13 protein-coding genes are annotated in these 14,483 nt (G+C 32.5%); 6 read left to right on the top strand and 7 right to left on the bottom strand.

The annotated features are described in order from the left end of the window. The first annotated feature begins 208 nt into the window (after window positions 1-208). Entirely contained in the window at window positions 209-670 is a 462-nt protein-coding gene (locus tag EV143_RS16810) for a hypothetical protein (RefSeq protein WP_133509105.1), read from the top strand. A gap of 174 nt (window positions 671-844) precedes the next feature. Here EV143_RS16810 and EV143_RS16805 read toward each other — a convergent pair whose 3' ends face one another. Together EV143_RS16805 and EV143_RS16800 are read right to left on the bottom strand one after the other, a co-directional pair. Further along, a complete protein-coding gene (locus tag EV143_RS16805) occupies window positions 845-1,228 on the bottom strand; it encodes a hypothetical protein (RefSeq protein ID WP_133509104.1) in 384 nt (127 codons plus the stop codon). 90 nt (window positions 1,229-1,318) lie between these two features. Continuing rightward, window positions 1,319-1,738, bottom strand: a complete 420-nt coding sequence (locus tag EV143_RS16800) for a hypothetical protein (RefSeq protein ID WP_133509103.1) — start codon at window positions 1,736-1,738, stop codon at window positions 1,319-1,321. Window positions 1,739-1,880: 142 nt separating this feature from the next. On the opposite strand from EV143_RS16800, the gene EV143_RS16795 reads away from it, so the two are divergent. Next, on the top strand, window positions 1,881-3,110 hold the full coding sequence (locus tag EV143_RS16795) for a multidrug effflux MFS transporter (protein WP_133509102.1): 1,230 nt from the start codon (window positions 1,881-1,883) through the stop codon (window positions 3,108-3,110). A gap of 225 nt (window positions 3,111-3,335) precedes the next feature. On the opposite strand, the gene EV143_RS16790 is transcribed toward EV143_RS16795, so the two are convergent. From EV143_RS16790 to EV143_RS16770, 5 genes are all read right to left on the bottom strand, one after another. Beyond that, window positions 3,336-4,595, bottom strand: coding sequence for an NAD(P)/FAD-dependent oxidoreductase (locus tag EV143_RS16790; RefSeq protein ID WP_133509101.1), 1,260 nt, complete (start codon window positions 4,593-4,595; stop codon window positions 3,336-3,338). 124 nt (window positions 4,596-4,719) lie between these two features. Beyond that, window positions 4,720-5,244: a GNAT family N-acetyltransferase gene (locus EV143_RS16785; RefSeq protein ID WP_133509100.1), complete on the bottom strand. Its 525-nt coding sequence runs from the start codon at window positions 5,242-5,244 to the stop codon at window positions 4,720-4,722. 83 nt (window positions 5,245-5,327) lie between these two features. After that, entirely contained in the window at window positions 5,328-6,662 is a 1,335-nt protein-coding gene (locus tag EV143_RS16780) for a DEAD/DEAH box helicase (protein ID WP_133509099.1), read from the bottom strand. Window positions 6,663-6,942: 280 nt separating this feature from the next. After that, window positions 6,943-8,481, bottom strand: a complete 1,539-nt coding sequence (locus EV143_RS16775) for a DEAD/DEAH box helicase (protein ID WP_133509098.1) — start codon at window positions 8,479-8,481, stop codon at window positions 6,943-6,945. Between the two features lie 111 nt (window positions 8,482-8,592). Next, window positions 8,593-9,123, bottom strand: a complete 531-nt coding sequence (locus EV143_RS16770; protein WP_133509097.1) for a DUF6155 family protein — start codon at window positions 9,121-9,123, stop codon at window positions 8,593-8,595. Between the two features lie 104 nt (window positions 9,124-9,227). Between EV143_RS16770 and EV143_RS16765 the strand changes: the two genes are divergently transcribed. From EV143_RS16765 to EV143_RS16750, 4 genes are all read left to right on the top strand, one after another. Further along, window positions 9,228-9,515 (top strand): DUF3817 domain-containing protein, encoded by a 288-nt coding sequence (locus EV143_RS16765; RefSeq protein ID WP_133509096.1) that lies wholly within the window; start codon window positions 9,228-9,230, stop codon window positions 9,513-9,515. After that, window positions 9,508-10,764 carry a mechanosensitive ion channel family protein gene (locus tag EV143_RS16760; RefSeq protein ID WP_133509095.1) on the top strand — a complete coding sequence of 419 codons (1,257 nt, stop codon included), beginning with the start codon at window positions 9,508-9,510 and terminating at the stop codon, window positions 10,762-10,764. The genes EV143_RS16765 and EV143_RS16760 overlap by 8 nt, the downstream gene beginning before the upstream one ends. Window positions 10,765-11,162: 398 nt before the next feature. Then, entirely contained in the window at window positions 11,163-13,583 is a 2,421-nt protein-coding gene (pheT, locus tag EV143_RS16755; RefSeq protein ID WP_133509094.1) for a phenylalanine--tRNA ligase subunit beta, read from the top strand. 358 nt (window positions 13,584-13,941) lie between these two features. Next, entirely contained in the window at window positions 13,942-14,382 is a 441-nt protein-coding gene (locus EV143_RS16750) for a hypothetical protein (protein ID WP_133509093.1), read from the top strand. The last annotated feature ends 101 nt before the right edge of the window (window positions 14,383-14,483 follow it).

Here is a 14,483-nt window from a genome sequence, read left to right as displayed (position 1 = left end):
AATTTACTACTTCCTTCTTTCCTAGGCAACCCATAATTTTAACAAATCGAGTTACTTATCAACATTTTTTAGTTAATAGTTTCACTCAGGAAAAAGCATTGCGAAGGTTTACTATTTATTCTTTTATAGCAATTGACAAAGTGAAATTAAAATTATTGACACTATATTTGAAAATGTTTAGTAATTATAAACTCACAAACAAAACCACATGAAAAAAATTACTTTATTACTTATTTTATTACTTGGTGTTTCTTCATATTCTCAGGAAAAGAAATTTTTTCAATCTCCGCCTGAAAAATTAACGGTTCTTCAGCAAGCATTTATGGTAATGGTTGGTGTCAATTATCCAGAATTTTCTAGACCGGCAAGCATTGTCAATATTTATGATGATAAAAAGCAGATAGCCGAGAGTTATCTTGAATATCAAAAACCGCCAAATGAATGTGACGATTATTTAATAGTTATGCAATCTGATAGTAAAAGATTAGATTATGAGCTTAATTATGGCGCACGTAATGGCAATCTAACAGTAAAAGGTTCAATATATCTTGTCGATTCTAATGTTTATAAATTAGAAATTTCAACAAAAGGTAAAAGTAAAAACTTTGTTCAATTATATAAAAATGGCAAGGAAGTCTATAGCGAAAATCCTTATAAAGGATTAAATTAAAAACGATAAATAAGCCCCAATAAAACGGTTTTTTTTATGTCCATATTTTTTTTATATCTTTAGATTTCTACAAAATAGTACTAAAATCGATGTTGATAAAGTTCTTAACATCTTCTTGGACATACTGCCAATAATACTATTATATTTCAAAATACACAAAGCTAATAATAGCTCTTATTCATATAATTTCTTCAAAATAACTTCTTTAGGAACCAAATCAGATCCGCCACTTTTATTAAACTCAATAATATTTTCACTTACATACAAAGTTGCCCCTGCAGATAAACCGCTTTTGGTCTTCATAGTAATTTGAGCTTTTTCTCCAAGTACATAAACATGTCCGGTAACTTCCATAAGGCCGCTATTTAGTTCTGCGTTGTCGCTTATAACTTCAGCAGTTCCAAAAATCTTATTATTAGATTGCGCCATAGTAATTTTCAAAATATATTTTTTACTGCAGTCTTTGCAATTTTCATTGCTCCAGGTTCCGGTAAATAGATTTGTTTGAGAATGTGCAGAAAAAGAAATAAATATGATAAGCAGAATAATTTTTCTCATAAGAATGAAACTATAAAATATATTGGTTTCAAATATAAATAAAAAAGCATCCGCCGTAGCGAATGCTTTCAATAATCGTAAAATTAAATTTTACTTAAATTTTTTCACGTAAACTGCTTTTCCGTTTAGTGCAACTTCAATTTGATTCGTTTTTTCAGAAAAAGTTGTTCTTAAAGCATTTCCTTTAAAAATTTGAACATCTCCGTAAACTTTTCCACTTTCTTCAGATACGTATTCAAACAATAATTTTCTATTATCCGGTTCAATTCCTAATTTGTAGCTGGAAAATTTTGATGTCGTTAAATTAAATTCTTGTTGTGTGTCGATAATTTTTCCATCAGCATAAAAATTTGTAACCGATTTATTTAACGTAATATCCGGATAATATTTGTTCACTTTTTCAAGTAATGCGTATTGTTCTGGACTTGCATCCTCGATTTTTGTTGTAATAGATTGTGCGAACGAAATTGTAGTAAAAATAAGGGCTAAGAGTAATGTTAATCTTTTCATATTTTAGATTTATTGGTTAATGTTTCAAAATAATTTTTAAAACTTACATAATATCCATTTTTTGTTTAAAATTGAATAATTATATGTATCAAGGTAGTAAATATTTATCTTTGCACGAAATAAAAAGCAAAGTTTTAAGAAAATGACAACAAAAAAATATATTCAACTCATTCTGATTTTAGGTTCTTTAACAGCACTTGGTCCTTTTTCTATCGATATGTATTTACCTGGTTTTTCTGGTATTGCAAAGGATTTACATACAACTGTTGCTAAAGTTTCAATGAGTTTATCGAGTTATTTTATTGGAATTTCTGCTGGACAATTACTTTACGGACCATTACTCGATCGTTTTGGGCGTAAAAAGCCATTATTTATTGGTTTGCTGGTTTATATTTTAGCTTCTTTAGGATGTGTTTATGTTACTGATATTGATACTTTTATATTCCTACGCTTCATTCAGGCAATTGGCAGCTGTGCTGCGACAGTAGCTTCAGTGGCAATGGTTAGAGATTTATTTCCGGTAAAAGACATTCCGAAGGTATTTTCATTATTGATGCTTGTTCTTGGGCTTTCGCCGATGTTAGCGCCAACAATTGGCGGCTATGTTACCGAAGATTTTGGCTGGCATGTGGTTTTTTTAATATTAATGTTCATGGGAATCGCGATTTTAATTGCCGCACAATTAGGTTTGCCCAATAGTTATAAGCCGGATCTTTCGATTTCATTAAAACCCAAACCAATTATTTCGGGTTTTATAAAAGTGCTTAAAGAACCACAATTTTATACTTATGCCTTTACAGGTTCTATAGCTTTTTCAGGTTTATTTACATATGTAGCGGCATCTCCTATAATTTTTATGGATATTTATCATGTAGACGCTAAAACTTACGGTTGGATTTTTGCCTTTATGTCTGTGAGTTTTATTGGTTCAAGCCAATTGAATTCAGTTTTATTGAAGCGATTTTCAAGCGAGCAAATGATTTTCGCTGCATTAATTTTACAATCTGTCATCAGTATTGTTTTTCTGATACTTGCTGCAAATAACTTATTAGGATTATACACAACTATTGCAATGCTGTTCTTGTTTTTAGGCTGTTTAGGAATCTCAAACCCCAATACCGCAGGGCTTACCATGGCTCCTTTTGCGAAAAATGCCGGAATTGCCTCAGCTTTAATGGGCGCTATTCAGTTAGGTTTAGGAGCCTTAGCTTCTTTCGCTGTTGGAATTTTTGTAAAAAATTCTGTAACCCCAATGGTTCTTATTATGACAGCCACAACAATAATTGCTTTCGTTGTTTTGAATGTTGGAAAACGTTCTATCAAGGAAAAAGTTGAAGTTTCTGAAAATGATGATGTTTTGGTTGGGCATTAAGGACAATCTTGTCATTTCGACGAAGGAGACTCGAGCGATAGCGAACAGACGAAGTAAATCACATAACGAAATTCCGGTTCGTTGCTCTCTGGATGTGATTTACTTCGTCTGTTCGCTATCGCTCGAGTCTCCTTCGTCGAAATGACACAAAATGCGTGAATAAAAAAAGCCAGAATTTTTGATTCTGGCTTTTTTTATTGGAATTTGGAATTTAGAAGTTAATATTTAACTTCTCTTATCCGGTCTGATAATCATTCTAAGTGATTGATCGCTGGCAAAATAAGCAATCATCCAGTTGTAAAAAGTTTTTAATCTGTTTCTGTATGTTATTAAAGAAATCAAGTGAATAAACAACCAGATAATCCAGGCAAAAAATCCTTTAAAATGCCATTTTGGACTTGGTAAATCTACAACAGCTTTGTTTTTTCCGATAATTGCCATAGAACCTTTGTCATTGTATGCGAAAGGTTTAAGAGGTTTGTTCTTAACGATTGCTTTAAAGTTTTTAGCCAGATTTAATCCTTGCTGAATAGCAACCTGAGCCACTTGCGGATGTCCTTCAGGAAAATTTTTATCTCCCGCTAAAATTGCTGTATCACCAATAGCATAAATATTTTCAAGTCCGTTTACCTTATTATATTGATCTGTTGCCATACGTCGGCCGCGACCGTAACTTTCTGTTGGAATTCCCTCAAAAACTTTGGCCGAAACTCCGGCTGCCCAAATTAAATTTTTGGTTTTGATGGTTTCTCCATTTTCAAAATATACCGTGTCATCAATATAATCTGTAACACGACTGTGTAATTTAACTACAACTCCTAATTTTGTCAATGCTTCCAGAGTATCTTTTTGAGAAGCCTCGCTCATTGGTGACAGTAAAGCATCTCCTCCATCAACCAAATAAACATTGCTTGCAGAAGTTTCTAATTCCGGATATTCTTTAAGCAGGATATTTTTTCGCATTTCAGCAAACATTCCTGAAACCTCTACTCCTGTCGGCCCTCCTCCGGCAACAACAATCGTTAATAATTTACGACGTTTACGAATATCTTTGCAAATTGCAGCTTTTTCAAGATTTTTTAGCAATGTATTACGCATTTCGATGGCATCATTTAAGGTTTTCATCGGGATAGCGTTTTTCATTACGTTTTCCATACCAAAATAACTCGTTTCTGCGCCAGTCGCAAAAACCAAATAATCATACGTTACTTCGCCATTGTTAAGTATTATTTTTTTCTCGGCAGGAACTACAGATTGTAATTCGCCTAAACGAAATTCCAGGTTTTTTTTACCTGCAAAAAATTTTCTGAAAGGATAACTGATGCTTGATGGCTCTAAAAAAGCGGTAGCAACCTGATATATTAGTGGTGGAAAAAAATTATAGTTGTTTTTATCTACAAGCGTTACTTGTATTTCGGGCTGGTTGACAAGTTCTTTTGCAAGATTTATACCTGCAAAACCACCTCCAATAATGACTATTTTCATATATGTTGTTTATTAAATAGGATTTATGAGTAAAACTATTCTGCTTCTCGCAGCTTTATAAATTTAACATTATAATTCCACATACAAAACCCATTTTCGAGATTTCTTTTAAAATGTTTCAGGATTAATTTGTCAATTTAAGTTTCATCATTAGATCCGTTTGCTCGTCAGTTCCCAGTCTAAAAATATGTTTGTCGAATTCAACAAAACCATTCTTTTTATAAAAACTTACAGCTCTGTGATTTTCTTCCCAAACGCCTAACCATACATATTCTGATTTTTTGTTTTTTGCTATCTCAATCGCTTTTTCATAAAGCAATTGCCCTACTCTTTTTCCGTGAAATTCTTTTGAAACATAAATTCGTTCAATTTCAAGTGCTTTTTCGTCTTTTAATTCTGTTTGAGTTTCTCCAAAATTAATTTTTAAATAACCAATCACTTCACTTTCCAGAATCGCAAAATAAAATTCAGAGTCTTCATTGCTAAGCTCCGCTGTCAATTTTTCGATTGAGAATTTTTCGTCGAGATATTTTTTCATGTTTTCTTCAGAATTTGATTCTGAAAATGTATCATGAAAAGTTTGTCTGCCAATTTTTTGTAACTGATCAATCTCGTTTAAAGCAATTTTTCTTATTTCAATAGTTTCCATAGATAAACTGTATTGTATTTTTCAAGTTTAAAATAAACTTATAAAAATACAACACAAACCACGAAAAATAAGAATTTGGAATATTACTTTTTGAATTTTTTAACAGGCTTTTCAGTTACTTCAACCTTGTTTTGCAAAACATAATTGGCTAACAATTTCTCAATCAGTTCGTCTTTCGTAAGATGATGAAAAACTGTTTTTACTTTTGTTTTTAAATCCGTTGAAATATCGTGATTTGGTTTTGTTTTAAAGATTTGTTTCGCCCATAAAAGCGTATTATTTTCTTCTAAACTAATGGCTGAAGGTTTTTTGAATTCCGTAAATTTCAAACCTAATTCTTTTTCGAATTCCGGAATTTCAACTAATTCTTCTTGTTGTAAAACGGTTAGCGAAAGTCCCTTTGCTCCTGCCCTTGCCGTTCTTCCGCTTCTGTGAACGTAGTTTTCGTAAGTATCCGGCAAATGGTAATTTACAACATAGGATATTTCTTTGACGTCAATTCCTCTTGCTGCTAAATCTGTAGCGACCAGAATATTAATATGTCCTTCACGAAATTGCTCCATTATTCTGTCACGAATTCCCTGAGATAAACTTCCGTGAAGCGCTCCAGAAGAAAAACGATTTATAGCCAGATTTTTAGCTAATTTATTGACTGCTGCTTTTGTTTTACAGAAAATAATACCGCGTTCACCGTCTTTTGAATTTAAAAAATGCATTAAAACATCTAATTTTTCAATTGGGTCAACCACAATATATTCATGATCAATTCCTTGGTTACCAACAGTTTCCATGCTAGCGCTAATTTGCACTACATTTTTGTTTAAGTAATTCTGAACCAATTGTTTGATTGTTCCCGGCAAAGTAGCTGAGAACAATAAAGTGCGGTGTTTTTTAGGAAGTTCAGCAACTATTTCGTCGAGGCTTTCTTTTAGAATCGAAACCATTTCATCGGCTTCATCTAAAACTAAATATTGTGCTTGTTTTAAATCAATTGCTTTGCGCTGAATCAAATCGATTAAACGTCCCGGCGTTGCAACAACAATATGAGTTGGCTGTGTAAGTCGCTCAATTTGTGGCTTTATGGGGATTCCACCACAAGTTGAAGCTATAGATATGTTTGGAATATGTTTTCCAAAATCTTCTAAATTTCTAAATATTTGATGTCCTAGTTCTCTCGTTGGTACCAAAATTACCGCCTGAACAATAGCCGTTTCTGTATCTATTAATTGTAACAATGGCAATCCGAAAGCGGCTGTTTTTCCTGTTCCGGTTTTTGCTAAACCTACTACATCATGACTTTCAGATAAAAGTAACGGAATTGTTTTTTGTTGAATTTCTGTTGGTTCAACGATATTCAATTCGCTTAAAGCTTTTAAAATTGGTGCTGAAATTCCTAATGATGAGAATTGTTTAGACATACTTTGTATTTTAGAGTTCTGATTTTAGATTTTAGATTTCTGCCACAGATTACTCAGATTAAAATGATTTTTTATTGTAATGTTTTCGTTTTGTCCTCCTGAGCGAAGTCGAAGGATTTAGGTCGATACACTAAAAAATCTTTGTCAAGTTTTGAACTTTGACAAAGATTATATTTTATGATTTACAGTTCGTAACTCTCTGGTTGTGATTTCTCGTTCCTCGAAATGACAGATTGCTGAAACTTCTAACTTTTAACAGTTAACATTTAACTTCAAAAAATCAATCCGGTTCGTTCATGATTTTCTCACGGTATTTTTTACCTATAAGTAAAACCAATTTTAGTTTATAATCGTCAACCAGCCATTCGCGATAGTTTTTACTACATTGACTTAAACATTTTGCATAACGTTTAATTCGGCATTCGATATCGTCATCAAGTTCTTTTCCTAATGATTTTGCTTCCTGTAAAGTTTCCGTATTATCCACACACATAGAAGCGTGTTGTTCTAACGATTTGTCTAATACAACTTTAGAACGCAGGTTTTGCTTTATAATAAGTTTATGCTCTTCATCAACATCAAAAGTCACTTCTGCAGTTTTACTAAATTTTGCACGCAATTCCGGTGGCATACTGTATTTAAAGTACAATTCGATTTCAGTATCATCACGCAGATTTTCTAGATAAAATTCAGGAGATTTAAAAATGTGTTGCCAGTTAACCGGCTCGCTCCATAAACCAAAACGTGCTGCATTATTTCCTAAATCGATAACCGTAAACTCATCTTTACCAGGTAATTTACGAGATCCACGACCAATCATTTGGTAATATAAAGTAAGCGATTTTGTAGCTCTGTTTAAGATAATCGTTTCTACAGTCGGTTCATCAAAACCGGTAGTTAAGATTCCAACAGAAGTTAAAATAGCATCCGGAGTTTTCTTAAACCACGCCAAAATATCTTTACGTTCTTCTGAACTGCTTGTGTTATCAAGGTGTCTGATATCGTAACCTGCTTCTCTAAAAGTTTCATATACATATAATGAAGTATGTATACCGTTATTGAAAATCAAGGTTTTTTTACCCAAAGAACGCTCTGTATAAGCATGCAGAAGTTTTTCCTGCATTACTGTATTGGTATACAAATCATCAGAAGATTTTACGGTATAATCTCCGTTGATACCCACTTTTAGTGATGTTAATCCAACATCATAACTGTAAGTTGTAGCGCGTGCCAGGAAACCTTTGTCGATCAATGAACTAATAGTGTCTCCCACAATAAGTTCATCGTAACTCTGGTGCATTGGTAATTTTATATTCGAACTCAAAGGTGTTGCAGTTACTCCAAGAATAAAAGCATTTTTGAATGAGTTTAATAATTTTCTAAAGGAGTTATAATGCGCCTCATCAATAATAACCAAACCAATATTATCAAGATGCAATTTTTCATCATTGATACGGTTTTTTAAAGTTTCAACCATTGCCACAAAACAAGAATAATCATTTTGATCCGGCAATTCTTTTACCTTACTATTGATGATTTTATTAGAAACACCAAACCCTTTCAGCATTTTTGAGGTTTGTTTACATAGTTCGATACGATGCGTTAAAACCACCACTTTTTTATCATTATTAGCTAAATAACGACGAACGATTTCAGAAAAAATAACTGTTTTTCCTCCACCTGTAGGTAATTGATATAATAAGTGATGTTGCGGAGGAGCATTGTCTAAACGTTCAAAAATGGCATCGATATCGCCTTTTTGATATGCATAAAGTTCTTTTTTCTCTTCTCTTTCTATTTCTAAAGTGTTTTGAGACATTGTTAATTTTTGGATTTTTGCAAAAATACACCTAAAAAACAGTTATTCATCCTATTTTAACGTAAAATAAATCATTTTTTTAAATAAGATTTTTTATGAGAAGTGCTTTTTTTAGTCTATTTTATCTAAAATAACTTCAAAATCGTACTTATTTTTCCATTTTTGTTGAATAGTTTGCTGCTGAATTTCTACAATTCTTGATTTAAATTCATTTAAAATTCCGTTAGAAATGACAAAATTTACTGCTTGTTCGAAAGAATTTAAAATACTTTTGTAAAACAATTCGTATTTAATGTGATTTTGAGAGGAGTAAGTTTGCGCTATTTCGATGTTATATAACATGATATCAGCTATTACAAAAGAATCAACACCCAGCATTATAAAATGTTTTATAATTTTTTGAGCTACAGAACGACGCATTTTTGCTCTTGGCCGCCATTTAGCATTAGGCTTTTTTACAGGAAAATATTCATGTGAAATTTTAACCTTCGATTCCTGCAAAAGTTTATCTTCTTTTGGATTAAAAACAAAATCGTAATACACTTTTACGGGAGTAAATTTTTCGTACAACTCGATCAGTTGTTCTTCGAGTTGTTCTTTATTTAATTCGGCTAAATATTTTTTTAAATCGCGTTTGCTCATTATCAAAGTTTAAGACTACAAAAGTAAATTACTTTCCTGATACATAACTCAAAAACCAATCCTAATACTTAATTTTGCTGTTATAAACTCAAAAAAACAACTACATGCTCAAGATTTTTAAGGTTACTGCAATTTTAGAAGGTATCTCCTATTTAGTATTATTCGCTAATATGTTGATTATTAAAACCAACAATCCTGAACTTTATCATACTTTATTGCGACCATTAGGAATGACACATGGCGTTTTGTTTATTGGTTATATTATATTGGCAATTTTACTTAGAAAATCTCAAAATTGGGATTTAAAAACTTTCGGAATCATACTAATTGCTTCGCTTATTCCATTTGGAACTTTTTATGTTGAGAAAAAATATTTAGAAAATAATGCATAACCTTTTGGATAAAATATTCAATTTCTTATACCCTCTTTTTAGGCATTGGGGCATGAGCCGCAACTTTGCGTCTTACATTAGCCTTGTCTTTAATATTGCCATAATGGTGGCTTTTGCTTTTGCCATATATTATGTTGCCAAATTTGTTTTAGTAACGCTTACTGCAATTTTTGCTCAAAAAACTAAAACAAAATTTGACGATTATCTAATTCACAATAAAACAACCAAATACACGGCTTATTTAATTCCGTTTTTCTTTATTTATAAGGCCGTTCCAATTATTTTGGACAAATACGAGTATTGGGAATCTCTTTTCGGAAAAATTGTCGGTATCTATATTGTCTTAATCACTTTATGGATTGTTAGAACGATTTTTAATTCGGTACGTGATTACTTAAAACAATTACTGGAATACAGCGACAAACCTATCGACAGTTTCGTTCAGGTAATTATGATTGTGCTGTGGATTTTTGGAGTTGCTCTTATTATTTCGACTTTATTCGGAATTAAAAAAGGAGAATTACTTACTATTTTAGGAACGCTTTCGGCCATTATTATCTTGATTTTCAGAGATACTATTTTAGGATTTGTTTCGAGTGTTCAGGTTGCGATAAACGACATGGTTCGTATTGGCGACTGGATTACGATGGAAAAATTTGGTGCCGATGGAGATGTTATCGAAATTAATTTAACAACTGTAAAAGTTCGAAATTTTGACAATACAATAACCACGATTCCAACGTATGCTTTGAGTTCAGATTCTTTTCAGAACTGGCGCGGCATGCAAAAATCTGACGGAAGACGTATTAAAAGACATATTTTAATAAAAAGCAGCAGTATTCGTTTTCTTCACAATGAGGATTTAAATCATATGAAAAAAGTGCAGCTTATAAGTTCGTATATCGAAACAAGACAAGCTGAAATTGAAAAATACAATAATGCAAATGGTGTAGATAAAAGTCTCGCATTAAATGGCCGAAACATGACAAATTTAGGTTTGTTTCGAAAATATATTATGCAATATTTAGTAACGCATCCGGGCTTAAACAAAGACATGCATATTATGTGCCGCCAGTTACAATCGAGTGCACACGGGGTTCCGTTAGAAATTTATGCTTTTTCAAGTGATAAACGCTGGGCAAATTACGAATATATAATGTCTGATATTTTCGATCATGTTATGGCATCTGTCATTTATTTCGATCTTGAAATATTTGAACTGCCTTCGCAGATTGGGCATTTAGATTAGGTTCTTTGTAGGTTCAAAGTGGCAAAGACTCAGAGGGACAGAGGTTTACTTTAAGAACGTACAGTTTTTTTAAAATTATATTCATTTTGTGTGATTTCTCCCTTCGATCGAAATGACACAAACTTTGTCTACAACAACAAACCCGACAGGTTTTAAAAACCTGTCGGGTTTGCTATATCATATAGAAAAATTCAAATGTTTTGTGGTGCAATCTTTATCAAAGTTTAAAACTTTGATAAAGATCTATGTGTAAAGTTTTACCCACTATAACGCATAAACCTTTGCCGCTCTGAGCCTTTGCCACTTTAAACCTTATAAAAAAAAACCAAATAATTTCTTTCTTACTACCGTAGGCAATCCTTATATTTGTATTCTTATTCAAGAACAAAAAAGTTAACATGAAAATATCTTACAACTGGTTAAAACAATTCATTAAAACAGACTGGACGTCGGAACAAACTTCAGAATTATTGACAGATTTAGGTCTGGAAGTGGAAGTTGTCGAGAAATACGAATCCGTAAAAGGCGGTTTAGAAGGAGTTGTTGTAGGACACGTACTTACTTGCGAAAAACATCCTGATGCTGACAGACTAAAAGTTACGACCGTAAATATTGGCGCAGAAGCTCCTATACAAATTGTATGCGGTGCTGCCAATGTTGCAGCAGGTCAAAAAGTGCCGGTTGCTACTATCGGAACTGTTTTATATGATAAAGAAGGTGCAGAATTTACCATTAAAAAAGGAAAAATTCGCGGACAGGAAAGTCACGGAATGATTTGTGCCGAAGATGAGTTAGGATTAGGTACAAGCCACGACGGAATCATGATTCTTGATGAAGAACTAGTGCCTGGAACGCCTGCTTCTGAGGTATTTCAAATTGCAAGCGATGAAGTTTTCGAAATTGGTCTAACACCTAACCGAGCTGACGCAATGAGCCATTTTGGTACAGCGCGTGATCTAAGAGCGGGAATGTTGCAGCGTGGTGTAAATGTGGAATTAATTACGCCATCTGTAAGTAATTTCAGAGTCGAAATGCGTACATTAAAAATTGATGTAAGTGTTGAAGATGCTCATTTAACTCCAAGATATTGCGGATTAACGATTTCAGGAATTGCTGTTGGAGAATCGCCAAGGTGGTTACAAGACCGTTTGAAAGCTATCGGATTGACTCCAAAAAATAATATTGTCGACGTTACTAATTATGTTTTACATGAATTAGGTCAGCCTTTGCATGCTTTTGATGCTTCAAAAATTACCGGAAAAATAATTGTAAAAACACTTCCGGAAGGTACAAAATTTACCACTTTAGATGATGTTGAAAGAACGTTACACGCTGAAGATTTGATGATTTGTGACGAAAAAGGACCGCTTTGTATTGCTGGTGTTTTTGGAGGAAAAAAATCTGGTGTTACTGATGCAACAACTACAATATTTTTAGAAAGTGCTTATTTTGATGCCGTTAGCATTCGTAAAACAGCAAAAAGACATAATTTAAATACCGATGCTTCTTTTAGATTTGAAAGAGGAATTGACCCAACTATAACAGAATATGCTCTAAAACGTGCAGCCCTTTTAATTCAGGAAGTTGCCGGAGGAAAAATTACGTGTGATGTTGTAGAAGTATATCCTAAAAAAGTAGAAGATTTTTCTGTTCTATTAAATTTCGATCATGTTTCGAAAATTATTGGTCAGGAAATTCCAAAAGATACCATCAAGAAAATCCTGGTTTCTTTAGATATTAAAGTAAACAGCGTTTCTGATTCTGGTTTGGGATTAACAATTCCGGCTTATCGCGTTGATGTTCAGCGTGAAATTGATGTTATCGAAGAAATCTTGAGAGTTTACGGTTATAACAACATCGATTTTTCTCAAAAATTTAATGCAACGGTTTCTAATTCGCCACGAACAGAAGACTATAAAGTACAAAATGTAATTGCCTCTCAATTGAACTCGCAAGGTTTTCATGAAATGATGGCCAATTCTTTAACAACTGCAGCGTATGCGAAATTATCGACTTCTTTAAAAGAAGAACATAACGTTACCATGTTAAATCCTTTAAGTAGCGATTTATCGACAATGCGTCAGTCTTTGTTATTTTCTGCCTTAGAAGCGATTTCTTATAATATAAACCGAAGAAATTCAGATTTGAAATTGTTTGAATTTGGAAAATCATACCATAAATATTTAAATGGTTATGAAGAACACAAACATTTAACGTTGTCTATTTCAGGAAACAGAAATAAAGAAAGCTGGACAAACCCGCTAAAATCAACTGATTTCTTTTTATTAAAAGGATATGTTACTGCGATTTTAAATCGTTTGGGAATTGAAAAAATTTCGAACGCACCTATGCAGTCAGATGTTTTTTCAGAAGGAACTTCAATTTCCTATAACAACGATACTTTAGTTGAAATGGGTGTTGTTAAAAAGCCGATATTGAAACATTTCGGAATAAAACAAGATGTTTATTTTGCTGATTTTAATTGGGATTTGGTTTTGAAAATTATCACAGGAAAAATCAAATATTCTGAAATTCCTAAATATCCTGAAGTTCGCAGAGATTTAGCGTTATTAATTGATGAGAATACATCTTACGAAAGTGTTTATAATTTAGCCAAACAAACGGAAAAGGTACTTTTGAAAGACGTTAATTTATTTGATGTTTACGAAGGTGATAAACTTCCTGCAGGCAAAAAATCGTATGCTTTAAGTTTTACCATTCAGGATAATACAAAAACGCTTACTGATTCTCAAATTGATAAAATTATGTCTAAACTGCAACAAACTTTTGAGACAGAACTTGGAGCAAGTTTAAGATAAAACCTTATTGTATTTTGTTTCAGGTTTCTTTGTTTTAAGTTTCAGGTTGTCGTATAAAACTTGAAAAATGAACAAAATAAAATATTCCAAACCCGACAGGTTTTAAAAACCTGTCGGGTTTTGTTTTATATATTGGTTTCAGGCTGCTCAAATTGAACATAATTTTACGTCAAAACTATGCTTTCTTTGCGTAAACCTTTGCGGTTAATTGGCTTTTATTCCTCTTTTTCAAAATAAATCAGCGGTACAAAAAAAGGGTGAATTTACCCTTGTATCAATCAAAGGTTTAAAATAATTTTGTCGGAAATATTTAATAAGATATTGTTAACTAAACTTTTAACCACTAAATTAGATTAAAATGAAAAATCCACCTGCAAAACCAAGTCAATTAATTACCAGAGAATTTGCTCAACAGTTAAATCTGAATTACAATGATAAAAAACAGACAAACCTAAAGGCGATGTCTAATGAAAAAGAAGATGCAAACGCCATTTGGTATTCTATAGAAGAATTAGAAAAATACATTCATTATGTAAAAACAAGAGGAATTGAAGACGGCTATAATGTTGATGGCATTCGTTTTTACTTTGGCGTTTATCCTGATGATGAGCAACATGGAGATAAAGCCGGATTAACTACTTTATTTTTGGTTCCAACCGGTAAAAAAATAAAAACAAACGCTGCAAAAATTCAAAGTTTTGCTTTAGTTGAAGAACAAGAAGAAGAAACTATGGATATTCAAAGCCTTGAACCTATGAATTATGGAAATATTGGCAGACCGCCAAGTTTAATATATTAAAAAATTATGTTTGAATTTTTAAGATCTTATATTATCTATTTAGCTTTATTATCAGGAATTATTGGTTTGATTTCGTTTCACAAACTTCCTGGTAAAAAAGC

Source organism: Flavobacterium chryseum, assembly GCF_004362015.1.
In the GTDB taxonomy this organism is placed as follows: Bacteria; Bacteroidota; Bacteroidia; order Flavobacteriales; family Flavobacteriaceae; genus Flavobacterium.
Note: the sequence above shows the minus strand (reverse complement) of the source record. Positions and strands in the feature narration are given on the sequence as shown.

What these genes read in the sequence shown, in the direction of transcription:
- EV143_RS16810 (WP_133509105.1), top strand. Translation starts at nt 209, where the DNA reads ATGAAAAAAATTACTTTATTACTTATTTTATTACTTGGTGTTTCTTCA.
- EV143_RS16805 (WP_133509104.1), bottom strand. Translation starts at nt 1,228, where the DNA reads ATGAGAAAAATTATTCTGCTTATCATATTTATTTCTTTTTCTGCACAT.
- EV143_RS16800 (WP_133509103.1), bottom strand. Translation starts at nt 1,738, where the DNA reads ATGAAAAGATTAACATTACTCTTAGCCCTTATTTTTACTACAATTTCG.
- EV143_RS16795 (WP_133509102.1), top strand. Translation starts at nt 1,881, where the DNA reads ATGACAACAAAAAAATATATTCAACTCATTCTGATTTTAGGTTCTTTA.
- EV143_RS16790 (WP_133509101.1), bottom strand. Translation starts at nt 4,595, where the DNA reads ATGAAAATAGTCATTATTGGAGGTGGTTTTGCAGGTATAAATCTTGCA.
- EV143_RS16785 (WP_133509100.1), bottom strand. Translation starts at nt 5,244, where the DNA reads ATGGAAACTATTGAAATAAGAAAAATTGCTTTAAACGAGATTGATCAG.
- EV143_RS16780 (WP_133509099.1), bottom strand. Translation starts at nt 6,662, where the DNA reads ATGTCTAAACAATTCTCATCATTAGGAATTTCAGCACCAATTTTAAAA.
- EV143_RS16775 (WP_133509098.1), bottom strand. Translation starts at nt 8,481, where the DNA reads ATGTCTCAAAACACTTTAGAAATAGAAAGAGAAGAGAAAAAAGAACTT.
- EV143_RS16770 (WP_133509097.1), bottom strand. Translation starts at nt 9,123, where the DNA reads ATGAGCAAACGCGATTTAAAAAAATATTTAGCCGAATTAAATAAAGAA.
- EV143_RS16765 (WP_133509096.1), top strand. Translation starts at nt 9,228, where the DNA reads ATGCTCAAGATTTTTAAGGTTACTGCAATTTTAGAAGGTATCTCCTAT.
- EV143_RS16760 (WP_133509095.1), top strand. Translation starts at nt 9,508, where the DNA reads ATGCATAACCTTTTGGATAAAATATTCAATTTCTTATACCCTCTTTTT.
- pheT (WP_133509094.1), top strand. Translation starts at nt 11,163, where the DNA reads ATGAAAATATCTTACAACTGGTTAAAACAATTCATTAAAACAGACTGG.
- EV143_RS16750 (WP_133509093.1), top strand. Translation starts at nt 13,942, where the DNA reads ATGAAAAATCCACCTGCAAAACCAAGTCAATTAATTACCAGAGAATTT.